19 protein-coding genes are annotated in these 25,262 nt (G+C 67.7%); 10 read left to right on the top strand and 9 right to left on the bottom strand.

The window, feature by feature from the left end:
* Positions 1-278: 278 nt before the first annotated feature.
* From RT614_RS23635 to RT614_RS23615, 5 genes are all read right to left on the bottom strand, one after another.
* Positions 279-983, bottom strand: a complete 705-nt coding sequence (locus RT614_RS23635) for an ABC transporter ATP-binding protein (RefSeq protein ID WP_313624603.1) — start codon at positions 981-983, stop codon at positions 279-281.
* A complete protein-coding gene (locus RT614_RS23630; RefSeq protein ID WP_313624602.1) occupies positions 983-1,771 on the bottom strand; it encodes an ABC transporter ATP-binding protein in 789 nt (262 codons plus the stop codon). The genes RT614_RS23635 and RT614_RS23630 overlap by 1 nt, the downstream gene beginning before the upstream one ends.
* 8 nt (positions 1,772-1,779) lie before the next feature.
* The gene (locus RT614_RS23625; RefSeq protein WP_076518686.1) at positions 1,780-2,742 is read right to left on the bottom strand and encodes a branched-chain amino acid ABC transporter permease; all 963 of its coding nucleotides are present in this window, start codon (positions 2,740-2,742) and stop codon (positions 1,780-1,782) included.
* 2 nt (positions 2,743-2,744) lie between these two features.
* A complete protein-coding gene (locus RT614_RS23620; RefSeq protein WP_313624601.1) occupies positions 2,745-3,665 on the bottom strand; it encodes a branched-chain amino acid ABC transporter permease in 921 nt (306 codons plus the stop codon).
* Positions 3,666-3,861: 196 nt separating this feature from the next.
* Entirely contained in the window at positions 3,862-5,028 is a 1,167-nt protein-coding gene (locus RT614_RS23615; protein ID WP_313624600.1) for an ABC transporter substrate-binding protein, read from the bottom strand.
* A 319-nt stretch (positions 5,029-5,347) separates the two neighbouring features.
* Between RT614_RS23615 and RT614_RS23610 the strand changes: the two genes are divergently transcribed.
* The 10 genes from RT614_RS23610 to RT614_RS23565 all read left to right on the top strand — a co-directional run bounded on the left by RT614_RS23610 (position 5,348) and on the right by RT614_RS23565 (position 16,321).
* A complete protein-coding gene (locus RT614_RS23610; RefSeq protein WP_313624599.1) occupies positions 5,348-6,268 on the top strand; it encodes an alpha/beta hydrolase in 921 nt (306 codons plus the stop codon).
* Entirely contained in the window at positions 6,261-6,755 is a 495-nt protein-coding gene (locus RT614_RS23605) for a MarR family transcriptional regulator (protein WP_313624598.1), read from the top strand. The genes RT614_RS23610 and RT614_RS23605 overlap by 8 nt, the downstream gene beginning before the upstream one ends.
* A gap of 51 nt (positions 6,756-6,806) precedes the next feature.
* Positions 6,807-7,847, top strand: a complete 1,041-nt coding sequence (locus RT614_RS23600) for a hypothetical protein (protein ID WP_313624597.1) — start codon at positions 6,807-6,809, stop codon at positions 7,845-7,847.
* A 133-nt stretch (positions 7,848-7,980) separates the two neighbouring features.
* Complete coding sequence (gene argJ, locus RT614_RS23595; protein ID WP_313624596.1) at positions 7,981-9,207, top strand: bifunctional glutamate N-acetyltransferase/amino-acid acetyltransferase ArgJ; 1,227 nt, start codon at positions 7,981-7,983, stop codon at positions 9,205-9,207.
* A gap of 6 nt (positions 9,208-9,213) precedes the next feature.
* The gene (locus RT614_RS23590) at positions 9,214-10,080 is read left to right on the top strand and encodes an ATP-binding protein (protein ID WP_313624595.1); all 867 of its coding nucleotides are present in this window, start codon (positions 9,214-9,216) and stop codon (positions 10,078-10,080) included.
* The gene (locus RT614_RS23585) at positions 10,073-11,035 is read left to right on the top strand and encodes a Nudix family hydrolase (protein WP_313624594.1); all 963 of its coding nucleotides are present in this window, start codon (positions 10,073-10,075) and stop codon (positions 11,033-11,035) included. The genes RT614_RS23590 and RT614_RS23585 overlap by 8 nt, the downstream gene beginning before the upstream one ends.
* 187 nt (positions 11,036-11,222) lie before the next feature.
* Complete coding sequence (locus tag RT614_RS23580) at positions 11,223-12,641, top strand: amidase (protein WP_313624593.1); 1,419 nt, start codon at positions 11,223-11,225, stop codon at positions 12,639-12,641.
* Positions 12,642-12,821: 180 nt separating this feature from the next.
* The gene (locus RT614_RS23575) at positions 12,822-13,484 is read left to right on the top strand and encodes a TetR/AcrR family transcriptional regulator (RefSeq protein ID WP_313624592.1); all 663 of its coding nucleotides are present in this window, start codon (positions 12,822-12,824) and stop codon (positions 13,482-13,484) included.
* Positions 13,485-13,497: 13 nt separating this feature from the next.
* On the top strand, positions 13,498-14,997 hold the full coding sequence (locus tag RT614_RS23570) for a D-aminoacylase (protein ID WP_313624591.1): 1,500 nt from the start codon (positions 13,498-13,500) through the stop codon (positions 14,995-14,997).
* Entirely contained in the window at positions 14,951-16,321 is a 1,371-nt protein-coding gene (locus RT614_RS23565) for a D-amino acid dehydrogenase (protein WP_409558513.1), read from the top strand. Before RT614_RS23570 ends, RT614_RS23565 begins: the two co-directional genes overlap by 47 nt.
* 76 nt (positions 16,322-16,397) lie before the next feature.
* Here the strand turns inward: RT614_RS23565 and RT614_RS23560 are convergent, their stop codons facing one another.
* The 4 genes from RT614_RS23560 to RT614_RS23545 form a co-directional block, all read right to left on the bottom strand.
* Positions 16,398-17,405 carry a tripartite tricarboxylate transporter substrate binding protein gene (locus RT614_RS23560; protein ID WP_313624589.1) on the bottom strand — a complete coding sequence of 336 codons (1,008 nt, stop codon included), beginning with the start codon at positions 17,403-17,405 and terminating at the stop codon, positions 16,398-16,400.
* 163 nt (positions 17,406-17,568) lie between these two features.
* Entirely contained in the window at positions 17,569-19,053 is a 1,485-nt protein-coding gene (locus RT614_RS23555) for an efflux transporter outer membrane subunit (protein WP_313624588.1), read from the bottom strand.
* Positions 19,050-22,163, bottom strand: a complete 3,114-nt coding sequence (locus RT614_RS23550) for a multidrug efflux RND transporter permease subunit (protein WP_313624587.1) — start codon at positions 22,161-22,163, stop codon at positions 19,050-19,052. Before RT614_RS23550 ends, RT614_RS23555 begins: the two co-directional genes overlap by 4 nt.
* Positions 22,160-25,258 (bottom strand): MdtB/MuxB family multidrug efflux RND transporter permease subunit, encoded by a 3,099-nt coding sequence (locus tag RT614_RS23545; protein WP_313624586.1) that lies wholly within the window; start codon positions 25,256-25,258, stop codon positions 22,160-22,162. Before RT614_RS23545 ends, RT614_RS23550 begins: the two co-directional genes overlap by 4 nt.
* Positions 25,259-25,262: the final 4 nt, after the last annotated feature.

Here is a 25,262-nt window from a genome sequence, read left to right as displayed (position 1 = left end):
GCGCGAAAAGGGGGCCGCAGGCCGGCAAGCTCGCCGTGTTACGACGCGCTGCCCGTCCTTGTGCCCTGCCTCTTGAGCCATGAGCCTGAACGCCAAGGCCTCCCTGGAGGGAGGCCGGCGCGGCTAGTGTAGATAACAGCGGGGTTAATTGATACAGGTGCAAACGTCTGGATGCGTTCAAGACACCTTAAGTTTCACCGCAGCAATATAAATCCTGATTTATTTCGTTTTATATCAGGGATTGTTACCACTCGGCCACCTGCTTTGCAGCTTTATTACTACACGCCCAGGTAGCGTTCCCACAGCCCACGGTCGGCGTCCAGAGCGGAAGAGTCGCCCGTCCAGACAACTTTGCCGCGTTCCAGGATGACGTGGCGGTCCGCCAAGCTGAGTAACCTTTCGACATATTTGTCGATGACCAGGATAGTCTGACCGGCTTCCCGCAGACGGGCCAGGCAATTCCAGATTTCCTCGCGGATCTTCGGCGCCAGCCCTTCGGTGGCTTCGTCCAGGATCAGCAGCCGAGGGTTGGTGACCAACGCCCGGCCGATCGCCAGCATCTGCTGCTCGCCGCCGGAAAGCTGGTTGCCCATGTTGCGGGCGCGTTCGGCAAGGCGCGGAAACAGCTCGAACACGCGGTCAGGCGTCCAGGGCGCGCCGATGTCGGGGTTGCGCGCCGCCACGAACGCGGTCAGGTGCTCGCGCACCGTCAGGTTGGGAAAGCACTGCCGCCCTTCCGGAACGATGGCCATGCCGACCCGCGCGATGCGGTCGGAGCTCCAGCCGCTGATGTCCTGCCCCGCAAAATGGATCTTGCCCCCCCGCAGCGGCAGCTGGCCGAACAGGGTGCGCAGCAGCGTGGTCTTGCCCATGCCGTTGCGGCCCAGCAAGGTCACGACCTGCCCCGCGCCGATTTCCAGGTCCACGCCGAAGAGCACCTGGCTGGCGCCGTAGCCGCTCTTGGCCGATTCGATGGTCAGCATCACGCGGTCTCCTCGTCGCCCAGATAGGCCTGGCGCACTTCGGGATTGGCGCGGATTTCGTCCGGCGTGCCCGACGCAATCACGCGGCCATACACCAGCACCGACAGGCGATCGGCCAGGCGGAACACCGCCTGCATGTCATGTTCAACCAGCAGCATCGCGGCGCGTCCCCGCATGGATTCGATCAGTTCGGTCAGGCGGACGGTCTCGTCGGGACCCATGCCGGCCATGGGCTCGTCCAGCAGCAGGACCTTGGGCCGGGCGGCCAGCGCCAGGGCGAATTCCACCTTGCGCTGCTCGCCATGCGGCAGCGTGCCCGCCGCGCGCCCCAGCAGGCCGGCGTCGATGGCGCATTCGCGGGCCAGCTCGCGCGCCTGCTCATACAGCGCCGACTCCGCCGCGCGCGGCTTCCAGAAGCGGAAGCTGCTGCCGGCGTGGGCCTGGACGGCCAGGACCAGGTTGTCCAGCACGCTGGACTGCTTGAAGATGTTCGTGATCTGGTAGGACCGCGACAGCCCCGCCGCCACGCGTTGGTGCGCATTCATGGCGGTGACGTCGCGGCCGTCGACGGTCAGCGCGCCGGAATCGGCGGACAGCGTGCCCGACAGCAGGTGGATCAGCGTGGACTTGCCCGCGCCGTTGGGGCCGATCAAGGCGTGGATCTCGCCGGGTTCCAGCGACAGCGACACATTGTCGGTGGCCACCAGCGCGCCGAAACGGCGCACCAGGCCCCGCGCCTGCAGGGCGGGCATCGTGCCGCCGGCGGCGGCTCCGGTCGTAGCGTTCATTGGGATGCTCATGAGCCCACCTTGCCGGATTGCGGGGCGGCGCGGCCGCTGAACAGCGGCCCGAAGAGGCCGACCAGGCCGCGCGGCGCGCCGAACACCACGCACAGCAGCAGCACGCCCAGGGGCAGGTGCCAGTATTCGGTCCACAGCCGCAGCACTTCTTCCAGTGTCAGCATCACCACGGCCCCGGCCACGCCGCCATAGCGCAGGCCGATCCCGCCCACCAGCACCATGATCAGCAGGTTGGCGGACTGGGTCCAGTGCATGAGGCTGGGCGAGATGAACAGGTTGTGGTTGGCAAGCAGCGCGCCGGCAAGGCCCGCCGCCGCACCGCTCAACGTGAAGGCCATGAGCTTGATGCGATAGACGGGATAGCCCATGGATTCCATGCGCGATTCGTTCTCGCGGATGCCTTGCAGCGCCATGCCGAAGCGCGAGGCGACCACGCGGCCGAACACCCACATGAGCAGCGCGAAGAGCACCAGCACCAGGTAATAGAAGCTGACGTCATTGGCCAGGTCGATGCCGGGCAGGCTGGAGTAGCCGGGCAGGTTGAGCCCGTCTTCCCCGCCGTACTGGCGCAGCGAAATGAAGATGTAGAACAGCATCTGCGCGAACGCCAGCGTGATCATGATGAAGTACACGCCGCGGGTGCGCAGCGAGATCGCGCCGGTGATGCAGGCCAGCACGCCCGCCAGCAGCATCGCCACGGGCCACGACACCAGCGCCGACGTGACACCCGACATGGCCAGGATGCCCACCGCGTAGGCGCCCGCGCCGAAGAACGCCGCATGCCCCAGCGCCACCATGCCGCCGTAGCCCAGGATCAGGTTCAGGCTGGTCGCGGCCAGCGCGTAGATCAGCACGCGCCGCACGAAGGAAATGTAGAAGTCCAGGCCCAGCATGGGCGCCACCAGCGGGAACACCGCCAGCGCGGCCAAAAGGACCACGGTCCAGAGTTTGGTCTTCATGGTCAGCCCCGCGCCGGAAACAGGCCGGAGGGCCGGAACACCAGCACAGCCGCCATCAGTACGTAAATGGCGATGGCCGCGAGCGTCGGGCCGACGCTGGAAGCCACGGCCGGAGAAAAGACCTGGCGCAGCAGCATCGGCAGGAAGGCCCGCCCCGCCGTGTCCACCATGCCTACCAGCAAGGCGCCGACGAACGCGCCGCGGATCGATCCGATGCCGCCGATCACGATGCACACCAGCACCAGGATAAGGATCTCTTCACCCATGCCCACCTGCACCGAGGTGATCGGACCGAGCAGCGCCCCCGCCACGGCGGCCAGCATGGCGCCCAGCACGAACACGCCCAGGAACAGCAGCGGAACGCGCACGCCCATCAGCGTGGCCATCTGGCGGTTGGAGGCGCCCGCGCGCACCAGCACGCCGGCCCGGGTGCGCGTCACGAACCAGTACAGGCCCGCGGCGGCGGCCACGCCGAACACGATGATCATCAGGCGATAGGCGGGATACATGAGGTCGGGCAACAGGCGCACCGGGCCGGACAGCACCGCGGGCATGTTGAGCATGACCGGCGCCGGACCCCAGATCATCTTGACCAGGTCATTGGCGATGAGGATGACGGCGTAGGTGCCCAGCACCTGGGCCAGGTGGTCGCGCAGCGCCAGGCGGCGTATCAGGGTGAGTTCCAGCACCACGCCGACGATGCCCGTGGCGACTGCCGCCACCAGGACCGCGGCGGTGAACGAACCCGTGCGTTGCATGGTTTCGGCGGCGACGTAGGCGCCAGCCATGTAGAGCGAGCCGTGAGCCAGATTCATGATGTCCATGATGCCGAACACCAGGGTCAGCCCGGCCGCGATCAGAAACAACATCAACCCAAACTGCAGACCGTTCAGCAATTGCTCGACGATCAGCGTAAACGTCATGAAAACTTCCCCCTTGCCGCGCGCTGCCGAAGGCGAGCGCCGACACAATCACCAAAGCTAACCAATCTGCATCCCGCAACCAATATCCGCAGCGCTCAAGTCATGAGCCGCCGCCCCCAAGCGGGGTCGCGCGGATCCGGCTTTGCCGGTCCGCTGCGACGCCCCCTGGGGGGAAGCGCGCAGTGCTTCGGGGGGGTCACATCTTTTTGCAGTCGCCGACGTAGACGTCCTGGTACTTGTCGAACACCTTGCCCACCAGCTTGTTGGTGATGCGGCCGCTGCCGTCTTTTTCGACGACGCGCAGGTAGTAGGCCTGGATCGGATAGTGGTTCTTGCCGTAGGTGAAGCTGCCGCGCACCGAGGGGTAGTCGGCCTTTTCCAGCGCCTTCACGATGGCGTCGCGGTCGGAAGCCTTGCCGCCGGCCTGCTTGACGGCGGCGTCCATGGCCATGATCACGTCGTAGGCCTGGGCGGCGTACACCGACGGATAGCGGCCGTTGTATTCCTTGCGGAAGGCCTCGACGAACGTCTTGTTCTGCGGCACGTCCAGGTCATGCGCCCATTGCGCGGTGTTGTACATGCCCAGCATCGGGTCGCCCACGGCCTGGATCACGTCTTCGTCGGCCGAAAAGCCCGGGCCGATCAGCTTGACGTTCTGCGACAGGCCGGCGGACACGAATTGCTTGACGAAGTTGATGCCCATGCCGCCGGGCAGGAAGATGTACACGGCATCCGGCTTGGCGGCGCGGATCTGCGCGATTTCCGCGGCGTAGTCGATCTGGCCGAGCTTGGTGTAGACCTCGTCGCCCGGGGCGGTCTTGTAGCCGCGCTTGAAGCCGTTCAGCGCATCCTTGCCGGCCGGGTAGTCGGGGGCCATGATGAACATCTTCTTGAAGCCGCGGTCGGCGGCAACCTTGCCGGCGGCCTCATGGAAAGCGTCGTTCTGGTAGGACGTGCCGAACCAATAGTTGTTGCACTGGGCGCCAGCGAACTGGCTGGGGCCGGGGTTGTTGGACAGGTACGGCACCTTGGCCGCGAACAGCGCCGGGCCGACGGCCAGCGCCACGTTCGAACCGATTGGGCCGGTGAAGAAATCGACCTTCTCGCGCTGGATGTAGCGCGTGACCAGTTGGCGGGCCTGATCCGGATTGCCGCCCATGTCCGTCTGCACGAATTCCGCGGGCTGTCCGCCCAGCTTGCCGCCCAGTTGCTTGATGGCCAGGTTGAAGCCGTCGCGGGCTTCGGCGCCAAGCGCCGAGAACGGGCCGGAGATGTCGTTGGCGATGCCGACCTTGATGGTGTCGGCGCTGGCCATTGCCGGGACCAGGGCGGCGGCAGCCAGGAGGGAAGTGATCAAACGCATGGTGGTGTGCTCCGTGCGCGAGCCCGCGCAGAGGGTGTTCTTTTTGAAGGTGCGATTCGAAAGACTTCTTGCCCGGCCGGCCGGCGCCGTTGCGCCGCCGTCAGGCCGGTGCGGGCAATAACACTGCCTGCAACGCCGCGATCCCGTGATGCAACAAAGGGAAACTGGCGTGGTTCATAGTTTAGGTTTAAAGTATTCGGCAAAACAAGTCTAGGGTTTTTACCAAAGGGTTATTACTAACGGGCTTCGGTTCCAGAGTCCTTGTCCGCAAGCCTTAGCCGGCAAGCCCAACATAAGCCTTCACCACGAACCTGCCGCCATGGTCACCCTCTACCGCAACTACGATCGCGCCGGTCTGGACGTCCAGTACAACGCTCGCGCGACAGTACCCGACATCCAGCCGATACTCAAGAAATACGCCGAAGACAGCGCCACGGCGCGAAGCACGCTGGACTGCGCGCTGGACGTGCCTTTCGGCAAGCATCCCGACGAATTGCTGGACATTTTTCCGGCCGCCGGCGCCGCGCCGGGCAAGCCGGGCGCTCCGGTCTTCGTCTTCATCCACGGCGGCTACTGGCGCCTGCTTTCCAAGAACGAATCCAGCAGCATGGCGCCCGCCTTTACGCAGGCCGGCGCGGTCGTCGTGTCGGTGAATTATTCGCTGGCTCCGGCGGTCACGCTGGACCGCATCGTCGACCAGAACCGGCGCGCGCTGGCCTGGGTGTACCGCCACATCGCCGAATACGGCGGCGACCCCGCGCGCATCCACATCTGCGGCAGCTCGGCCGGCGGGCATCTGGTGGGCGCGCTGCTGTCTGGCGGCTGGCACGCCAGCTATGACGTCCCGCCCGGCGTCGTGCGCGGCGCCGCGCCCCTGTCCGGCCTGTTCGACCTGCGGCCGCTGGTGCACACCCATATCAACGAATGGATGCACATGAGCGAGGCCGACGCCATCCGGAACAGCCCGGCGCTCAATCTGCCGCAGACGGGCTGCCCGCTGGTGGTCAGCTACGGCGAATCCGAGACCGACGAATTCAAGCGCCAGAGCGACGACTATCTTGCCGCCTGGCGCGACCGCGGATATCCCGGCACATACGTCCCGATGCCCGGCACAAATCACTACGATATCGTCCTGACGCTCAACGACCCGCACAGCCCGCTGACTCAAGCCATCTTCGAACAGATGGGCCTGGCGCCCGCTCCTTCACGCATTCCCGGTAACCTTCCTAGCCATGACTGATACGCCCGACCTGGAATCCCGCGCCGCGCCCGACGACCACCACGCGCTGCGCCTGTGGCTGCGCATGCTGACCTGCGCGAACCTCATCGAAGGGGAAATCCGCAGCCGCCTGCGCAACGAATTCGACACCACCCTGCCCCGCTTCGACCTGATGGCGCAGTTGCAGCGCGCGCCCAAGGGCATGAAGATGGGCGAGCTCTCGCGCCACATGATGGTCACCAACGGCAATATCACGGGCATCACCGACCAGCTGGAAAAAGAAGGCCTGGTCGTTCGCACCAAGGTCGAGTCCGACCGCCGCAGTTCGCTGATCAAGCTGACCCCGCAGGGCAAGAAGAGCTTTGCGCGCATGGCGCGCGCCCACGAAACCTGGGTCAAGTCCATGTTCGCCGACCTGCCCGAGGCCAGCCGCAACGCCTTGTTCCAGGCGCTGGGCGAACTGAAGCTGCAGGTGGTGGCCACCCGGTCCGCGTCGGCACGGGACTAAGGCCCCGGACGCGGCGGAAACCCCCGTCCGGATTGGCGCATAATTGCCGCCATGATTCCGGTTTCCCTACCTGGCGGTAACTTCTACGTGCTGATGGCGGCCTCCCTGGCCTGCCTGTCCACGCTGCTGACCTGGCTGGCCGTGCTGGCCACCTCGCGCGGCGCGCGGGGCTGGCTGGCCGGACACCGGCGCGCGGGCACGTTCCTGATGGCCTTCCTGGCCCTCATCGGCGCCATCTTTCCCTTTCAGCAGTTCAGCCTGTGGTTCTCGGCCCAGCGCGCCGCGCAGGCCGACGACGACCGCAAGACGGTGCTGGCCCAGCCCACCCAGCTGTCGGGCGTGGACATGCCCGCCGGCACCGTGCTCAGCCTGGCCACGCCCGGCGAACTGGCCTCGTTCGAGCGCGCCGTCTTCCCCGAGGCCCACCCCGCCGCCATCCAGGGCCTGGCGGCCACCCGCCTGTTCCGCTATCCCGCGACCAGCAAGCAGCCTGAAACGCTGTCCGTGGAAATCGCGCGCGACCAGGCGCAGGAGGGCTGGCTGTGCGCGCACGGGCATCGGATCGAATTCGTGGTGCAGGCCGGGCATCCGCAATTTGCAAGCTGCCACCTGGCCATCGGGAATACGCTGGACCAGCAGCCGGTGCCCCCCGGCGCCTGGCTGAAGGTCGACCCGGCCGCCCGCGGCACGCCGCTGGACAAGGCCGGCTCCGCCCCGCGCTGGCTGCTGCGCACCGAGGGCAGCGGTTCCCTGACCGTGGCGCAGATTCCCTTGCTGAAAGTGGACCTGCAGCTGGACGGGCAGCGCCGCACGCTGGGCTTCGAAGGCCTGGCCGCGCGCGACACCGTGCTGGGCGAGATGACCTATCCGCCCGGCACGCGCGTCCTGTCCGCCAACCCCCGCCTGCAGGGCGCGCAAGCGGGCGACCTGCTGTTTTCCCCCTCGCGCGGCCGGTCGGCGCGCCGGGCGGGCGGCGAAGACGTGCCGGCCGGCAAATCAGTGCTGCAGGCGCCCGATGGCAAGGTGCGCAGCGTGCTCAGCAACCGCGAGGCCGGCGTGCTGGACGTGGCCGAGATGCGCATCGGCCCCTGATCCGGCACGCGCGCCCCTCGGGATGCCGAGGGGGCCGGACACCGCGCCCATAAGCGGTGGGATAATACGAACCTTTCCCGCGCGCCGCCTTGCCTGGCGGCGGTTCCGCCCGCTCACTCCAAGAGACGAAGTCATGGCCGTTAATCTGCAGATCCCCTCCGAGTCCGAAATTTTTCCTGTTGCCGGCGTAGAAATCGGCGTCACCGAGGCTGGCATCCGCAAGGCCAACCGGCGTGACCTGACGGTGTTCCGCCTGGCCGAAGGCACCAGCGTGGCGGGCGTCTTCACGCGCAACCGCTTCTGCGCCGCCCCCGTGCAGGTCTGCCAGGCCCACCTGGCCGCCGGCGGCCCCATCAGCGCGCTCGTCATCAACACGGGCAACGCCAACGCCGGCACCGGCGAAGAAGGCCTGAAGAAAGCCAAGGACACCTGCGACGCGCTGGGCAAGCTGCTGGGCGTGCCGGCCGCTCAGATCCTGCCGTTCTCCACCGGCGTCATCCTTGAACCCCTGCCGCTCGACCGCCTGGTCGCCGGCCTGCCGGGCGCCATCGCCAACCTGGCGGCCGACCACTGGTCCAGCGCCGCCCACGGCATCATGACCACCGACACCCTGCCGAAGATCTCGTCGGCCAAGGTGCAGATCGACGGCAAGACGGTCACCTTCACCGGCATCAGCAAGGGCGCCGGCATGATCCGCCCCAACATGGCCACCATGCTCAGCTTCCTGGCCACCGACGCCGGCATCGCCCAGCCGCTCCTGCGCAAGCTGGCCGTGGAAATCGCCGACGCCTCGTTCAACCGCATCACGGTCGACGGCGACACCTCCACCAATGATTCCTTCATCATCGCCGCCACCGGCAAGTCCGGCGTCAACGTCAACAGCGAATCCGACGCCGCCTACGCCGCCGTGCGCAGCGCCCTGACCGCCGCTGCGCTGGAACTGGCCACCAAGATCGTGCGCGACGCCGAAGGCGCCACCAAGTTCATGACCATCCGCGTCGAAGAAGCCGGCACCACCGACGAAGCCCTGAAGGTCGCGTACGCCGTGGCCCATTCGCCGCTGGTCAAGACGGCCTTCTTCGCGTCGGACCCCAACCTGGGCCGCATCCTGGCCGCCGTCGGCTACGCCGGCATCGACGACCTGGACGTCTCCAACATCCGCCTGTGGCTCGACGACGTGCTGGTGGCCAAGAACGGCGGCCGCAATCCCGACTACCAGGAAGCCGACGGCCAGCGCGTGATGAAGCAGGCCGAAATCTCGGTGCGCATCGCGTTGGGCCGCGGCCAGGTCAGCGACACCGTCTACACCTGCGACTTCTCGCACGAGTACGTGTCGATCAACGCCGACTACCGCTCCTGATCGACCATGACGGCCACCGAGTTCACCACCCTTATCCAGCGCGCCGAGCGCGTGCTGGCTCAGCTTGAAGCCTTCCTGCCGCCCGCCACGCCCGAGATCGACTGGACCGCGCACGCGTTCCGCTGGCGCAAGCGCGGCGCGCGCGGCTGGCTGGACGCCGTGCGGCACGTGGCCCGCATCGACATGCAGGACCTGCAGCACATCGAACGCCAGAAGGCCACCATCGACCGCAACACCCTGCAGTTCCTGCAGAAAAAGCCGGCCAACAACGTCCTCATGACTGGCGCCCGCGGCACCGGCAAGAGTTCGCTGGTCAAGGCCATGCTGGCGGCCTACGGCGACCGCGGGCTGCGCCTCATCGAAGTCGACAAGTCCGACCTCGGCGACCTGGCCGACATCGTCGAGCTGGTCGCCGCGCGGCCGGAACGCTTCATCGTGTTCTGCGACGACCTGTCCTTCGAAGAAGGCGAGGCCGGCTACAAGGCGCTGAAGTCCGTGCTGGACGGCTCGGTATCGGCCTCGGGCGACAACGTGCTTATTTACGCCACGTCCAACCGGCGCCACCTGATGCCGGAATACATGAGCGAAAACCTGCAGGCCAAGCATCAGCCCGACGGCGAAATCCATCCCGGCGAAACCGTCGAGGAAAAGATTTCCCTGTCCGAGCGCTTCGGCCTGTGGCTGTCGTTCTACCCCTTCAAGCAGGACGACTACCTGGACATCGTGTACCACTGGCTGCGCGAACTGGGCTGCCCGGAAGCGCAGATCGAACCCTCTCGCACCGAGGCCCTGCAATGGACGATCGAACGCGGTTCGCGTTCGGGCCGTGTGGCCTATCAGTTCGCGCGCGATTGGGCAGCCCGCCATGTCTGAAAAGATCGTCGACGTCGCCGCCGGCCTGATCCTGCGTCCCGACGGCATGCTGCTGCTGGGCCAGCGGCCTGAAGGCAAGCCGTGGTCGGGATGGTGGGAACTGCCCGGCGGCAAGCTGGAACCCGGCGAAACGGTGCTGGAAGCGCTGGCGCGCGAGCTCCACGAAGAAATCGGCATCCGCGTCACGCAGTCGCGTCCCTGGGTTACCTATGTGCACGTCTATCCGCACACCACGGTCCGCCTGGCGTTCTGCCACGTCACCGGATGGGAAGGCGAACCGCAAAGCCTCGAGAACCAGCGCCTGGAATGGGTGCACCCCGCCAACGCGGCCTCGGTGGGCGACCTTCTGCCCGCCACCTTGCCGCCCTTGCGCTGGCTGCAGCTTCCCACCACCTACGGCATCAGTTCCATCGGTTCGCGCGCGGGCATCGCGCCGTTCCTGGGCCGCCTTGAAGCCGCCCTGGCGCGCGGCGTGAAGCTGGTGCAGTTCCGCGAACCGCAATGGCCGGACGGCGTGGGCGCCAGTTCGCTGCACGAAGTCCTGCAGCAGGTGCTGAAGCGCTGCCGCGCCGCCGGCGCGCGCGTGCTGGTCAACAGCATCCATCCCATCGCATGGTGGAAGGAAGCCGATGGCGTGCACCTGCGCACCGTTGACGCGACGCGCCTGACCGCCCGTCCCGAACTGCCGAAGGCCGCGCTGGTCGGCGTGTCCGCGCACGACAACGCGCAGGTCGTCCACGCCCGCGACATCGGCGCCGACTTCGCGGTGCTGGGCCCGGTGCTGGATACCCCCAGCCACCCGGGAGCGCCGACGCTGGGCTGGGAAGGCTTCGTGCAGGGCAACCGCGACGCCGGCATTCCGGTGTTCGCACTGGGCGGGCAATCCACCCAGACCGTGTCGCAGGCGCTGCGCCACGGCGCGCACGGCATCGCGGGCATACGCGGCATCCTCTGACGCGCGCTTGACGCCACCGCCTCCGACGGCCCATGCCCTGCATGGGCCGTTGCTTTTTTGGGCCCGGGCGGGAAAGCGCGCATAGACCGGATCGACGCGCCCATGCACCCTTCTTCCGATGCCGCCGCATACCGGCGCGCTGTCGTGGACCTGGCCGGCAGGACCACCGCATCAACCAGAGGAAAACATGTCCGAGATCGCATTTGCCACGATGAGCGAACTGGCGGACGGCCTGGCGCAGGGCCGCTACAGCTCGGTGGAGCTGACTCGCCACTTCCTGGACCGCATCGCTCAGGCCAATCCGGCATTGGGCGCCTTTGTCAGCGTCGACAGCGCCGGCGCGCTGCGGCTGGCGGAAGCCTCCGATGCGCGCCGTCTCGCGGGGTACGGCCTGCTCAGCCCGCTGGACGGCGTGCCAGTGGCGGTCAAAGACCTGTGCGACATCCAGGGACACGTCACCACGGCGGGCTCCGAAGCCTGGCGCGAACGCCGCAGCGGCGTCACCGCCACCGCCGTCGCGCGCCTGCTGGACGCGGGCATGGTGATGCTGGGCAAGACCCACATGGTGGAGTTCGCCTTTGGCGGCTGGGGCACCAACCCGGTCATGGGCACGCCGCGCAATCCCTGGGACCTGCGGCAGCCGCGCGTCCCCGGCGGATCGTCCAGCGGGTCGGGTGTGGCCGTCGCGGCCGGCCTGGCGCCCGCCGCGCTGGGGTCGGACACGGGCGGCTCGGTGCGGATCCCCGCAGCGCTGAACGGCGTCACGGGCCTGAAGACCACGCGCGGGCTGATCAGCCTGCACGGCGCGGTGGCGTTGTCGACCACCCTGGACACCCTGGGACCGCTGACGCGGGACACGCGCGACGCGATGCTGCTGACCGCGCTGATGGCGGGCCCGGACCCGCAGGATCCCCACACGCTGGGCACGCCCGCCTTCCAATACGTTGAGCCTCCGGACAGCCCGCAGCCGCTGCGCGGCGTGCGCATTGCGGTGATGCCGCTCGTGCAGCATCCCATCGCCGTCGACGGCGACGCGCTGTCCGCGCTGGACGATGCGCGCCGAGTGCTGGCGGCGTTGGGCGCGGACGTAGCGGAAACTCCTCTGCCCTTCGACTTCCGCGAGATGATGCAGCGCAACGGCCAGATCATCGCGGCCGAAGCCTACGCGGTCCATCGCGCCTACATCGAGGACGCCGGCATGCCCATCGGCAAGTATGTCCGGGCCCGTGTCCTTTCCGGCAAGGGGATCTCCGCCGCCGACTACATCGCCGCGCTTCAGGCGCACGTGCAAGCTCGGCGCGACTGGCTGGACTGGATGCGCGACTTCGACGCCGTGCTGACCCCTTGCGCCCCCTTCGGCGCGCGCCATCTCGAAGACGTGGACGAAGCGGCCACGCCGCTGGCCGCCTTCACGCGGGCCGGCAATTACGTCAACGCGTCCGGACTCGCCCTGCCCGCAGGCTTCACCGCCGACGGCCTGCCGCTGGGCGTGCAGTTGTTGGGCAAGCCGAATGGCGAGGGCGCGCTGGGCCGGATCGGCATGGCTTTCCAGGCGGTCACCGACTGGCATCGCCAGCGTCCGGATCTGAAGGCGGTGGGGCTGTAGTCCCGTCGGCGATCGCCGCGCCGGGCGCGCGACGGGCAGCTGTCGCGCACACGGCCTGCGCGTCTTAGGGAAACTCCCCCCTTGATGGTGGCCGGTCCAAGGCAATACCGTAAACGCCAAATGTGACCATGCAGTCACAACATCATGGCCCGCGTTTCATCGTGATGAAGGAGTAGGCCCATGTCTCGCCGCGAAAACACCGAGCGACTGATACTGCAAGCCCTGGAATCCCAGATCCTGGAAACCGGAATGGGCGGCGTCGGCATCAATGCCATCGCCAAGCGCGCCGGCGTCAGCAAGGAACTCATCTACCGCTACTTTGACGGCATGCCCGGGCTGATGCTGGCCTGGATGCAGGAGCAGGACTTCTGGACGCGCAACCCGGGTCTGCTGGCGGCCGACGAATCCAGCCAGCGCACCCCCGGCGACCTCGTGCTGTCCATGTTGCGCGCCCAGATCGACGCGCTGTCCGGCAACGAGACGCTGCGCGAAGTGCGCCGCTGGGAACTCATCGAACGCAACGAGGTGTCCGCGCCGCTGGCGGAACGCCGCGAACGCGCCGCGCGCGGCTTCATCGACCGCGTCGACGGCCTGGCCCCCGACGTGGACGTCCCCGCCGTCGTCAGCGTGATGCTGGCCGGCGTGCTGTACCTGATGCTGCGCGCCAAGACCGAATCCCACTTCCTTGGCGTGCCGCTGCGCACGGAGGAAGGCTGGGACCGCATCAACGGCGCGCTGGAACACCTGGTCGCGCACGGCTTCCCGACAGCCCTGAACACCGAATCGCTCGCCAATCTGGAGGCGCGCCGTCCACCCCGGCCGGCCGCCCCGCCCGAACCCTGATCCCCTCCCCGCCATGCCCGCGCATCCCGAACAGCAGGATTACGACATCATCATCACCGGCGGCCTGGTGGCCGACGGATTGGGCGGTCCCGCCCGCCGCGCCGACCTCGCCATCCGAGGCCAGCGCATCGCCGCCATCGGCGACGGCTCGGCGTGGCGCGCCGGTCGACGCATCGACGCCACCAACAAGGTGGTGTCGCCGGGATTCATCGACTGCCACACGCATGATGACCGCGCGCTGCTGGGCACGCCGCTGATGCGTCCAAAGGTCAGCCAGGGCATCACGACGGTGGTCACCGGCAACTGCGGCATCAGCCTGGCCCCGGTCAGCACGCCGGGCGACGCCGTGCCGCCGCCGCTCAATCTGCTGGCCAAGCATCCCGGCGAACTCTATGCGCGCATGCAGGACTACGCACAGGCGCTGCACGATGCGCCCGCCGCCGTGAACAGCCTTGCGCTGGTGGGGCATTCCAGCCTGCGCGTGTCCGCGATGAGCCGGCTGGACAGGCCGGCCGACAAAGGCGAAATCGCCGTCATGCGCCGCGCGCTGGACGAGGCCATGGCCGCCGGCGCGGCAGGACTGTCCACCGGTCTGTACTACCCCACCGCCATGCACGCCAGCACGGAAGAAGTGATCGGCGTGGCCGAACCGCTTTCGTCGTGGCGCGGCCTGTACACCACGCATCTGCGCGACGAGGCCGACCACGTCTGCGATTCCATGGAAGAGGCTTTCCTGATCGGCCGCGCCGCCGACGTGCCCGCGATCCTGTCCCACCACAAGGTCACCGGCAAGAACAACCACGGGCGCACGGCCGAAACGCTGGCGCTGTACGACCGCGCGCGCGCCAACCAGCCGCTGGGCATGGACGTGTACCCCTATTCGGCGTCGTCCACCATCCTGGAGCCGCGCCGCGTGGCCGCCGGCGAAAAGATCATCGTGACGTGGTCGCAGACCCGCCCCGAGATCCAGGGCGTGGACCTGCGCGAACTGGCCGAGCGCGAAGGCAAGGATCCCACCCGGCTGGCCGAAGAACTGTCGCCCGGCGGCGCCATCTATTTTTCGATGGACGAAGACGACGTGAAGCGCGTCATCAGCCACGGCAGCGTGATGATCGGCTCCGACGGCCTGCCGCATGACCAGCGCCCGCACCCGCGCCTGTGGGGCGCTTTTTCGCGCGTGCTGGCGCGCTACGTGCGCGAGATGCGCGTGCTGGGAATGGAGGAAGCCATTCGCCGCATGACCAGCCTGACCGCCGCGCAGTTCGGATTGAAGGACCGCGGCGTGTTGCGCGCCGGATGCCTTGCCGACGTGGTGGTGTTCGACCCGCGCACCGTGGCGGACCTCGCCAGCTTCGCGGAACCGACGCTGCCGTCCACCGGCATCCATGCGGTGCTGGTCAACGGAGTGCTGGTCGAGGAAAACGGAGCCGCCACCGGCGCGCGGCCGGGACGCCTGCTGCGCGGCGATGAACGCGCCGCCCCCGGCTTCGAAACGCCCGCATGGGCGGCCTGACCGCACACGATCCCATGCGGACATCGCACAGCTTGGCGCGCGCTGCAATGCCGTGCCGCTTCACTGGAACACCATGCATATAGTTGTCATCGGCGCGGGCGTGGTCGGCATGACCACCGCCTACTTCCTGCATCGCGAGGGCCATCGCGTCACCGTCGTCGATGCGGGATCGGGCCCCGGGCAGTCCACCAGCATGGCCAACGGCGCGCAGCTCAGCTATAGCTTCGTCGCGCCGCTGGCCGATCCGGGCGTGCTGCCCCGGCTGCCTTCCTGGCTGCTGGGACGCGACACGCCGTTGCGATTCCGGCCCAGGCTGGACCCTGACCAGTGGCGCTGGAGCCTCGACTTCCTGCGCGCCTGCACGCGCTCGCGCAGCCGCTCGACCACGCGCGAACTGCTGGCGCTGGGCTTGTACAGCCGGCTCTGCGTGCACGACCTGGTGCAACGCGAAAATCCGGATTTCGATTTTTCTTCGTCCGGCAAGCTGCTGGTCTACCAGGACGCGCAAGCCTATGAACATGCGTTGTCGCAGCGCGAATACCAGGCCACGCTGGGCTGCGAGCAGCGCGTGATGGACCGGCAGGCCTGCCTGGACCTGGAGCCGGCGCTGGCCGATATCGGCGCCAGCATCGCCGGCGCCATCTACACGCCCACCGAAGATGCGGGGGACTGCCAGCGCCTGTGCACCGAGCTGGAACGCATCCTGCGCGCCGCGCCGGATCCTGTGCGTTTCCATTTCAATACGCCGGTGCAGGCGTTGCGGTCCGAACGCGGACGCGTGGTCGGCGCGGGGACGGCCGGCGGCGACATCGACGCCGACCACTACGTGCTGGCCAGCGGCATGGGCGCGCAAACCCTGGCGCGGCGGCTGGGCATGGACTTGCGTATCTATCCGCTCAAGGGGTACAGCCTGACGTACGACCTGACCCCCGACAGCATCGCACCCAGCGCGAGCATCAGCGACATCCGGCGCAAGGTGGTCTACGCCCGGCTGGGCCAGCGGCTGCGCGTGGCGGGCATGGTCGACATCGGCACCGGCGGCAACGCGGTGGATCCCGCGCGCGTGCGCAGCCTGGAACGCGATGTGGCGAAGTTCTTTCCGCGCCTGAATCCCGCGGGCGCGCCGCAGGCCTGGGCGGGCCTGCGGCCCGCGCGGCCCGACGGCAAGCCGCTGATCGGCGCCACGCCCTACCGCAACCTGTGGCTGAACACCGGCCACGGCGGCCTGGGCTTCACGCTGGCGGCGGGCAGCGCACGCATGCTGACGGATCTGATGCGGGGCCGCAGCCCCGCCGTGGAAGCGGCGCCCTTCGCTCTGCAATAAGCAGGGCTGGCGCCGCGCGTGGGCGGCGTCGCCTTTTCAGTATCAAGATAAACAGGGCGTTCGCCAGGCGCAGGGCTCAGTCCGCCTTGATGCCGCGGTTCTGGATCAGCTTGCCCCACTTGTCGCGCTCCTTGACTTCGAACGCAGCCAGGTCGGCGCCGAAGACGTTGCCCGGCGTGGCGCCGCCCTGCGCCAGCGACTTCTGCAATTCGGGCGATTTCAGCGCCTGCCTCATGGCCGCGATCAGCTTGTCGACCACCGGCGCGGGCGTGCCGCGCGGCGCGTATAGGCCAGACCACGCGGTGACCTCGAAGCCCGGCAGGCCCGCTTCGGCCATCGTGGGCAGATCGGGCGCGGCGGGGCTGCGCTCGGCCGACGTGACTGCAATGCCGCGCAGCCGGTCGCCCGCCTTCAGCGCCGCCATGGAGCTGGGCAGGTTGTCCATCAGGATGTCGACCTGGCCGCCGATGACGGCGGGAATCGCGGCCGACGACCCTTTGAACGGCACGTGCAGCATCTGCAGGTTGGCCATGGACTCGAAATAGGCGCCCGTCAGGTGCACCGACGAGCCGATGCCCGGCGAGGCGTAGGAATACTTGCCGGGATCCTTCTTCACGGCCTTCATCACGTCTTCAAGATTGCGCCAAGGCGATCCCGCGGCCACCGCCATGACGTTGGGCGTGGATGCGATCATGCCCAGCGGCACCAGGTCGGTGGCGGGATTGAAGCCGATGTTGCTGTACAGGAACTGGTTGACGCTTTGCGTGCCGACGGAGCCCAGCACGATGGTGTAGCCGTCCGGCTGCGAGCGCGCGGCCGTCGCCACGCCCAGGTTGCCGGCCGCGCCCGGTTTGTTCTCGACGACGATGGCCTGGCCCAGCGAGGGGCGCATGTGCTCGGCGATGGTGCGCGCGAAGATGTCGGTGGTTCCGCCCGGGGGAAACGGGACGATCAGCGTGATCGGCCGTGCCGGCCATTCCTGCGCGGACGCCGCCGCCGCTCCCAATGCCAGCGCGGCGGCAGCCGCCACGCCGGTCCAGCGCCCTGCCAAGGCGGCCGTCCGCCCACGAGATAACCAGCCCATCCTCATTCCCCTTCGCAATGTGCGTGTTCGATTGATCAAACGGAAGTCGGTGCATCGTTACTGCGCGCAGAAGTGACCGCATGGTCACTTTGACGGCATTAGGAACCTGCGCCGAAGGCTTGTCAATGAATGCGAGGGGGGTTTAGGCGTAATCCCTATGCGGTTACTGCGCCTGGTCGGCGCGCGCGGATTCGACGGGCGGCAGTCCTTCCCAACCGCCGCCCAGGGCCACGATCAGGTTGACGCTGGCCGCCAGGCGGCTGCCCATGAGGCTCAGGGCATTGCGCTCGCTGTTGAGCGCGGTGGCGTCCACCACGGCGACGCTCAGGTAGTCGACGAGACCCGCCCGGTACTGGTTTTGAATCAGCCGCAGCGATTCGCGCGCCGATTCCAGCGCGCGGCGCTGCACGATCTGTTCCTGTTCCATGACGCGCAGCTGGATCAGGTAGTCCTCGACCTCGCGCAGTCCGGTCAGCGCGGCCTGCCGGTAGGCCGCCGCCTGCGAGTCGTACGATGCGCGGGCCTGTTCAACCTGCGCTTCGCGCGCGCCGCCGTCGGAGATGGTCATGGCCAGCGCCGGCCCAAGCGACCAGAAGCGCGCCGGCGCCGTCAGCAGTTCCGCGAATTCGCCATTGCGAAAGCCGCCGTCGGCCGACAGCGTCAGGCTTGGAAACCAGGCGGCCTGCGCCACGCCGATCTGCGCGTTGGCGGCGGCGGCCCGGCGTTCCGCGGCCGCCACGTCGGGACGGCGCTCCAGCAATTCGGACGGCAGCCCCACCGGAATCTGCGGCAGCTTCAACGTGAACACCGCGGGCGGCAGGCTGAACTGCGACGGCGCCTGCCCCATCAACACGGCGATCGCGTGTTCGTACTGGCCGCGCTGCCAGTCCAGGTCGATGGATTGCGCGCGCGTGCTTTCGAGCTGCGTGCGCGCCACCGCCACGTCGGCCTGGCCGGCGACGCCGACTTCGTAGCGGTTCTGCGTCAGCTGCAGCGACTTTTCATACGCCGCCACGGTGGCGTCCAGCAGCCGCTTCTGTTCGTCCAGCACGCGCAGTTGCAGGTAGGTCTGCGCCAACGCCGCCTGCGCGCTCAGCCGGGTCGCGCCCAGGTCGGCCAGGCTGGCCGCCGCGCTGGCTTCCGACGATTCCACGCTGCGCCGCACACGGCCCCAGACGTCGAGCTCCCAGCTGACGCTGCCGGTCAGCGAATACTGATTCGACACGTTGCTGCCCGACGAGGACGACGAGCCGTTCTGGCTGCTGGCGCCCGCGCGCGTCATGCCGGCCGCCGCGCCGACCGTGGGATAGAAGCCCGAACGCGCGCCCCGCACCAACCCCAGCGCCTGGCGGTAGTTGGCCTCGGCCTGCGCGATGGTCTGGTTGGATTCGTTGAGACGATCCAGAAGGCCGTTCAGGACGGGATCCTCGTAAACCTTCCACCATGCGCCCCGGTCCGGCTCGTCGCGCGGCTGCGCGGGCTTCCAGCCCGGCACTTCGACCTGGCCTTCCTTGTAGGCGTCGCCCACGTCCAGCGCGGGACGCTGGTAGTCAGGGCCGACCGCGCAAGCGCCCAGCAGCGCGCACAGCGCCAGCGTCGCCGCGGCGCGAGGGAAAAAAGCATGGTGGAACAGCTTGGGTCGGATCATGTGTGTTCTGTGGAAACGGTATCGCCTGCCCGAGCCGCGCGCCGGCGCGCGGCCCAAAGGCGGAGGCGGTCCAGGTATAGATAGACCACGGGGGTCGTGTACAGCGTAAGGATCTGGCTCAGGACCAGGCCGCCCACGATGGTAATGCCCAGAGGCTGGCGCATCTCGACGCCCGCGCCGGTGGCCAGCACCAGCGGCAGCGCACCGAAGATGGCCGCCATCGTCGTCATCATGATGGGCCGGAACCGCGTCAGGCAGGCCTGGAAGATGGCGTCGCGCGGCGACATGCCGTGATTGCGCTCGGCGTCCAGGGCAAAGTCCACCATCATGATGGCGTTCTTCTTCACGATGCCGATCAACAGGAACACCCCGATCAGCGCGATCAAAGTGAAGTCGTAGCGCACCAGCAGCAGGGCCAGCAGCGCGCCCAGGCCCGCCGACGGCAGCGTCGACAGGATGGTGAACGGGTGGATGAAGCTTTCGTACAGGATGCCCAGCACGATGTACATGGTGACCAGCGCGGCCAGGATCAGCCATGGCTGTTGCGCCAGCGTCTGCTGGAGCGCGGCGGCGGTGCCCTGGAAGCCCGCCTGGATCTGGTCCGACGGCAGGCCGATGCGGGCCACGGCGTTGTCGATGGCGGTCGTGGCTTGACCCAACGACACGCCCGGCGCCAGGCTGAACGAAATGGTGTCGGCGACAAACAGCCCCTGGTGCTGGACGCTGAGCGGCGCGTTGGAGTTTTCCAGTTTGGTGAACGCGGACAGCGGCACACGGGCGCCATCCGCAGTGATGACCTCGACCTGGCGCAGCGATTCGATGTCCTGCGCGAACTTGGGGTCCACGCCCAGCACGACGTGATACTGGTTCAGCGGCCCGTACATCACCGACACCTGGCGCTGGCTGAACGAGTTGTTCAGCACCGTCGAGATGGTGGACATGCTGACGCCCAGGCGGGTCGCGGCGTCCCGGTCGATGACCAGGTTGATCTCGCGGCCACGGTCCTCGACGTCGGTGTCGACGTCGGTGATTTCCGGGATCTTTGCCATGGCCTGCTGCACCTTGGGCATCCACGTGCGCAGCAATTGCAGGTCGCCCGACATCAGCGTGTAGTCGTAAGAGCCCTGGCTCTGGCGCCCGCCGATGCGGATGTCCTGCTGCGACACCAGGAACATGCGCGCACCGGGCATGTTCTGCAGCTTGGCGCGCAGCCGGTTGATGACCGTGTCCGCCGACACCTTGCGTTCGGCCAGCGGCTTGAGCTGGATCTGCATGAAGCTGCTGTTGCTGCCGCCGCGCCCACCGGCATAGCCCGTCATGCTCTGCACGGCCGGATCGGCCAGCACGACCTTGCGCAGCGCCTCGAGCTTGGGCAGCGTGGCCTGGAACGACGTGCCCTGATCCACGCGGAAAAAGCCCAGAAGCTGGCCCGTATCCTGCTGCGGGAAAAAGCCCTTGGGCACCGCCGTGTACAGGTAGATGTTCAAGCCGACGGCGATCGCCAGCGTCAGCATCATCAGGCGGCCGTGCGCCAGCGCCCAGCGCAGTGACACGCGGTAGCCGTACAGCATGGCCGCGAAGGCGCGCTCGGACCATTGGCCCAGGCGTCCCGGCGGCTTTTCATCCTTGGGTTCCGGGCGCAGCAGGCGCGCGCACATCATGGGGGTTAGCGTCAGCGACACCACCAGCGACACCAGAATGGCGGCCGACAGGGTCACGGCGAACTCGCGGAACAGGCGTCCCACCACGCCGCCCATCAACAGGATGGGAATGAACACCGCCACCAGCGACAGGCTCATCGACAACACGGTGAAGCCCACCTCGCGCGATCCGCGCAGCGCGGCGCGCATCGGCGACATGCCGCCTTCCACGTGGCGCATGATGTTTTCCAGCACCACGATGGCGTCGTCGACCACGAAGCCGGTGGCAACGATCAGCGCCATGAGCGAAATGGTGTTCAGCGTGTACCCGCACAGATACATGATGCAGAAGGTGCCGATCAGCGACACCGGTACCGCCACGCTGGGGATGATCGCAGCCCGCCAGCGCCGCAGGAACAGCAGCACCACCAGCACAACCAGGCCCACGGCGATGATCAGCGTCAGCTCCGCTTCGTGCAGCGACGCGCGGATGCTGGGCGTGCGGTCTTGCGCCACCGTCATGTTCACGTCCGCCGGCATCAGCGCCTGCAGCACGGGAAGCTGCGCGCGCACCGCATCCACGGCTTCGATGATGTTGGCATCCGCCTGCCGGCGCACGATCATCAGGATGGCGTTGCGGTCGTTGTAGAAACCGGTCTGGTACAGGTCTTCGACCGAGTCCTCGACGCGGGCCACATCGGACACGCGCACCGGCGCGCCGTCGCGCCAGGCGACGATCAGCGGCCGGTATTGCTCGGCGCGGCTGAGCTGGTCGCTGACCATGATCTGCCAGTGGTAGCGGTCGTTCTCGAGCACGCCCTTGGGACGGTTGGCGTTGGCGTTGGCCAGCGTGGCGCGCAGTTCGTCCAGCGACACGCCCTGGTTGGCCAGCGCCCCCGGCAGCACCGTGACACGCACCGCCGGCAACGAACTGCCGCCCACCGTGACCTCGCCCACGCCGTCCACCTGCGACAGCTTCTGCGCGACGATGGTGGAAGCCAGGTCGTAAAGCTGGCCCTGGCTGAGCGTGTCGGACGTCAGCGCCAGCGTCATGATGGGCGCGTCCGACGGATTGGACTTGTGATACGTGGGATTGCTGCGCAGGCTGGTCGGCAGCAGGGAGCGGGCGGCGTTGATGGCCGCCTGGACGTCGCGCGCGGCGCCGTTGATGTCGCGCGACAAGTCGAACTGCAGCGTGATGCGGGTGGAACCCTGCGAGCTGCGCGACGTCATTTCGGTGACGCCCGCGATGCTGCCCAGGGATCGCTCCAGCGGCGTGGCGACGCTGGAAGCCATGGTCTCGGGGCTGGCGCCCGGCAGGCTGGCCGACACGGAGATGGTCGGGATGTCCACCTGCGGCAGCGGCGCCACGGGCAGCAGGAAGAACGCAAGCATGCCGGCCAGCACGACCGCCAGGCTCAGCAGCGTGGTCGCCACCGGCCGGACGATGAAGGGCGCCGACAGGATCATCGGGCATCTCCGGCGGACGGCTCGTCGGCGCGGCCCCAGCGGCGCGACATGCGGTCGAACATCAGGTAGATGACCGGCGTCGTGAACAGCGTCAGCACTTGCGACAGCAGCAGGCCGCCCACCATGACCAGGCCCAGCGGCTGGCGCAATTCAGCGCCCGTGCCCGTGGACAACATCAGCGGCAAGGCGCCGAACAGCGCCGCCAGCGTGGTCATCAGGATGGGACGGAAGCGCAGCAGCGCCGCTTCGTGGATGGCTTCGCGCGGGGCCAGGCCGCGCTTGCGCTCGGCGTCCAGCGCGAAGTCGATCATCATGATGGCGTTTTTCTTGACGATGCCGATCAGCAGGATGATCCCGATGATGCCGATCATGTCGAGCTCGGTGCCGCTGATCAGCAGCGCCAGCAGCGCGCCGACGCCCGCGGACGGCAGCGTGGACAGGATGGTGATGGGGTGGATGTAGCTTTCGTACAGCACGCCCAGCACGATGTACATCGTGATCACGGCGGCCAGGATCAGCCATAGCGTGCTGGACAGCGAGTTCTGGAATGCCAGCGCCGCACCCTGGAAGCGGGTTTCCACGGCGGCCGGCATGCCGATCTCGGCCTCGGCCGCGGTGATGTTCTGCACCGCATCGGACAGCGATGCGCCCGGGGCCAGGTTGAACGACACCGTCACCATGGGGAACTGGTCCAGCCGGTTGACGGCCAGCACGGTCCTGCCTTCGGAGATGTGCGCCACGGAAGACAGCGGCACCTGCGCGCCCGTCGACGTCGGCACATGGATCTGGCCCAGCGCGCCAGGGGACATCTGAAACTGCGGCAAAACCTCGAGCACCACGCGGTACTGGTTGGACTGCGTGAAGATCGTGGAAATCAGCCGCTGCCCGAAGGCGTTGTACAGCGCCTCGTCGATGACGGCAGCGGTGATGCCCAGCCGCGAAGCCGCGTCGCGGTCGATTTCCACCCACGTCTGCAGGCCGTCGTCCTGCAGATCGTCGGCAACGTCCATCAGGCCGGGCACGCTGCGCAGGCGCTCGACCAGCTTGGGCGTCCATTCGCTCAGCACCTTCAGGTCGGGATTGGACAGCGTCATCTGGTACTGCGTGCGGCTGACCCGGTCTTCGATGGTCAGGTCCTGCACGGGCTGCATGTAGACGGTCAGGCCGTCCTGCTTGCCCAGCGATTCCTGCAGCCGCGCCATCACCGTGCGCAGGTCGCTGGTGCGCTCGGCCTGCGGCTTCAGTGAAATCTGCATGCGGCCCGCGCTGAGCGTGGCGTTGCTGCCGTCCACGCCGATGAAGGACGACACGGCCTGCACGTCGGGATCTTCCAGCACGAGCCGCGCGGCCTCCTGCTGACGTTCGGACATGGCCTTGAACGAAATGGACTGAGGCGCCTGGGTGATGGCCTGGATGAGGCCGGTGTCCTGCTGCGGAAAGAAGCCCTTGGGCACCATCATGTACAACAGCACCGTCAGCGCGAACGTGGCGACAGCGACCACCAGCGTCAGGGTCTGGTGGCGCAGGACGACCTGCAGCATGCGGTCGTACGCGGCGATGACCCGATCGATGAAGGCGCCGGTGGCCTGGTGGAAGCGCCCGTGCTTCTGGTCGGATTCGGCGCGCAGCAGCCGCGCGCACATCATGGGCGTGAGGGTCAGCGACACCACCAGCGAGATCATGATGGCCACCGCCAGCGTGATCGCGAATTCCCGGAACAGGCGCCCCACCACTTCGGTCATGAACAGCAGCGGGATCAGCACGGCGATCAGCGACAGGGTCAGCGATATCAGCGTGAAGCCGATCTGCGACGCGCCCTTGAGCGCAGCCTGCATGGGCTTTTCGCCTTCCTCGATGTGGCGGGCAATGTTCTCGATCATGACGATGGCGTCGTCCACCACGAAGCCGGTGGCGATCGTCAGGGCCATCAGCGTCAGGTTGTTGATGGAGAACCCGGCCAGATACATGATGCCGAACGTGCCCACCAGCGACAGCGGCACCACGACGCTGGGGATCAGGGTGGCCGTCACGCTGCGCAGGAAGACAAACGTGACCATGACCACCAGCCCCACCGCCAGCAGCATCTCGAATTGCACGTCCGCCACCGAATCGCGGATGGTCTGGGTGCGATCGGACACCACGGCCACGTCCAACGTGGCGGGCAGCGCGGCGCGCAGCTGCGGCATCAACGCCTGGATGCGGTCGACCACGTCGATCACGTTGGCGCCAGGCTGGCGCTGGATGTTCAGCAGGATGGCCGGCTTGTCGCCGGCCCATGCGGCCTGGCGCGTGTCTTCGGCGCCTTCGACGGCGCGCGCCACGTCGGCCAGCCGCAGCGGCGCGCCGTTCTTGTACGCGATGATCAGGCTGTTGTAGTCGGTGGGCGACTTGAGCTGGTCGTTGGCGTTGATGGTGGTGGACCGCTGCGGACCATCCAGGTTGCCCTTGGGCTGGTTGACGTTGGCGCCCACGATGGCGGTGCGCAAGTCGGACAGCGACAGCCCGTTGGCCGCCAGCGCCTGGGGGTTCACCTGGACGCGCACCGCCGGGCGCTGCCCGCCGGCCACGCTGACCAACCCCACGCCCGGAATCTGCGACAGCTTCTGCGCCACCCGCGTGTCGACCAGGTCGCGCACCTGCGGCAGGGGCATCGTGGGCGAGGTGATCGCCAGCGTCAGCACCGCCGCGTCGGCCGGGTTCACCTTGTTGTAGGTGGGCGGCACCGGCAGGTCGGACGGCAGCAGGTTCGAGGCCGCGTTGATCGCCGCCTGCACCTGCTGCTCGGCCACGTCCAACGGCAAGGTCAGGTTGAACTGCAGGGTGATGACCGACGCGCCGCCCGAACTGGTGGACGACATCTGGTTCAACCCCGGCATCTGCCCGAACTGGCGCTCGAGCGGAGACGTGACCAGCGAGGTCATCACGTCGGGGCTTGCGCCGGGATACAGGGTGACGACCTGGATGGTCGGGTAGTCGACCTCGGGCAGCGCCGAGACAGGCAGGAAACGATAGGCGATGAGGCCGGCGATCAGGATGGCCACCATCGAGAGGGTGGTGGCCACGGGCCGCAGGATGAAGAGGCGCGACGGGCTCACGGCG

Origin of the sequence: Achromobacter sp., from assembly GCF_032102605.1 — a bacterium.
Lineage (GTDB): Bacteria > Pseudomonadota > Gammaproteobacteria > Burkholderiales > Burkholderiaceae_B > Achromobacter.
The sequence above is the reverse complement of the archived record's forward strand: the minus strand, read 5'-3'. Positions and strand labels throughout refer to the sequence as shown.

Coding starts and splice junctions, on each gene's coding strand:
- RT614_RS23635 (WP_313624603.1), bottom strand. CDS start 983: ATGCTGACCATCGAATCGGCCAAGAGCGGCTACGGCGCCAGCCAGGTG.
- RT614_RS23630 (WP_313624602.1), bottom strand. CDS start 1,771: ATGAACGCTACGACCGGAGCCGCCGCCGGCGGCACGATGCCCGCCCTG.
- RT614_RS23625 (WP_076518686.1), bottom strand. CDS start 2,742: ATGAAGACCAAACTCTGGACCGTGGTCCTTTTGGCCGCGCTGGCGGTG.
- RT614_RS23620 (WP_313624601.1), bottom strand. CDS start 3,665: ATGACGTTTACGCTGATCGTCGAGCAATTGCTGAACGGTCTGCAGTTT.
- RT614_RS23615 (WP_313624600.1), bottom strand. CDS start 5,028: ATGCGTTTGATCACTTCCCTCCTGGCTGCCGCCGCCCTGGTCCCGGCA.
- RT614_RS23610 (WP_313624599.1), top strand. CDS start 5,348: ATGGTCACCCTCTACCGCAACTACGATCGCGCCGGTCTGGACGTCCAG.
- RT614_RS23605 (WP_313624598.1), top strand. CDS start 6,261: ATGACTGATACGCCCGACCTGGAATCCCGCGCCGCGCCCGACGACCAC.
- RT614_RS23600 (WP_313624597.1), top strand. CDS start 6,807: ATGATTCCGGTTTCCCTACCTGGCGGTAACTTCTACGTGCTGATGGCG.
- argJ (WP_313624596.1), top strand. CDS start 7,981: ATGGCCGTTAATCTGCAGATCCCCTCCGAGTCCGAAATTTTTCCTGTT.
- RT614_RS23590 (WP_313624595.1), top strand. CDS start 9,214: ATGACGGCCACCGAGTTCACCACCCTTATCCAGCGCGCCGAGCGCGTG.
- RT614_RS23585 (WP_313624594.1), top strand. CDS start 10,073: ATGTCTGAAAAGATCGTCGACGTCGCCGCCGGCCTGATCCTGCGTCCC.
- RT614_RS23580 (WP_313624593.1), top strand. CDS start 11,223: ATGTCCGAGATCGCATTTGCCACGATGAGCGAACTGGCGGACGGCCTG.
- RT614_RS23575 (WP_313624592.1), top strand. CDS start 12,822: ATGTCTCGCCGCGAAAACACCGAGCGACTGATACTGCAAGCCCTGGAA.
- RT614_RS23570 (WP_313624591.1), top strand. CDS start 13,498: ATGCCCGCGCATCCCGAACAGCAGGATTACGACATCATCATCACCGGC.
- RT614_RS23565 (WP_409558513.1), top strand. CDS start 14,951: ATGAACGCGCCGCCCCCGGCTTCGAAACGCCCGCATGGGCGGCCTGAC.
- RT614_RS23560 (WP_313624589.1), bottom strand. CDS start 17,405: ATGGGCTGGTTATCTCGTGGGCGGACGGCCGCCTTGGCAGGGCGCTGG.
- RT614_RS23555 (WP_313624588.1), bottom strand. CDS start 19,053: ATGATCCGACCCAAGCTGTTCCACCATGCTTTTTTCCCTCGCGCCGCG.
- RT614_RS23550 (WP_313624587.1), bottom strand. CDS start 22,163: ATGATCCTGTCGGCGCCCTTCATCGTCCGGCCGGTGGCGACCACGCTG.